Source organism: Mesobacillus subterraneus (genome assembly GCF_000934845.1).
GTDB classification, from domain to species: domain Bacteria; phylum Bacillota; class Bacilli; order Bacillales; family Cytobacillaceae; genus Mesobacillus; species Mesobacillus stamsii.
The window spans coordinates 1-619 of record NZ_JXIQ01000048.1 but is presented as its reverse complement, the minus strand read 5'-3'; the positions used below and the strand labels follow the sequence as shown (position 1 = coordinate 619).

Below are 619 nucleotides of genomic sequence, written 5' to 3'. Positions count from 1 at the left end.
ATGAGCTTCTATAATAGAAGCCATGATAATTAATTGTTTGTTGACGCTTGTTTGTTTAGTTTTCAAAGAACAATAAAATTGGAGCGGGTGATGGGAATCGAACCCACTACATCAGCTTGGAAGGCTGAGGTTTTACCAGTAAACTACACCCGCATATTTTTTTAGATCCTGATGGTCGGGAAGACAGGATTCGAACCTGCGACCCCTTGGTCCCAAACCAAGTGCTCTACCAAGCTGAGCTACTTCCCGTTATATGAATAATGGTGCGCCCGGCGGGAGTCGAACCTACAACCTTCTGATTCGTAGTCAGATGCTCTATCCAATTGAGCTACGGGCGCTTAATGTTTTAATAGCAACTTTTATATAATAACATCTTTTTTCGAGCGTGTCAATAACTTTTTTTGGTGCGGCCGAGAGGACTTGAACCTCCACGGGGTTGCCCCCACTAGGCCCTCAACCTAGCGCGTCTGCCATTCCGCCACGACCGCAGAAACATATATAACAGGTTTATATCTTACCATACCAAACCAGATTAATCAACAAGTAAATAATGGTGCGGGTGAAGGGAGTCGAACCCCCACGCCTTGCGGCGCCAGATCCTAAGTCTGGTGCGTCTGCC

Annotated in this window: 4 tRNA genes; all 4 read right to left on the bottom strand. The window is 46.2% G+C overall.

The features are described from left to right. Nucleotides 1-79: 79 nt before the first annotated feature. Nucleotides 80-153, bottom strand: a tRNA-Gly gene (locus UB32_RS06795). A gap of 19 nt (nucleotides 154-172) precedes the next feature. Next, nucleotides 173-249 (bottom strand) — tRNA-Pro (locus tag UB32_RS06790). A 12-nt stretch (nucleotides 250-261) separates the two neighbouring features. Further along, a tRNA-Arg gene (locus UB32_RS06785) sits at nucleotides 262-338 on the bottom strand. 64 nt (nucleotides 339-402) lie between these two features. Further along, a tRNA-Leu gene (locus UB32_RS06780) sits at nucleotides 403-488 on the bottom strand. Nucleotides 489-619: the final 131 nt, after the last annotated feature.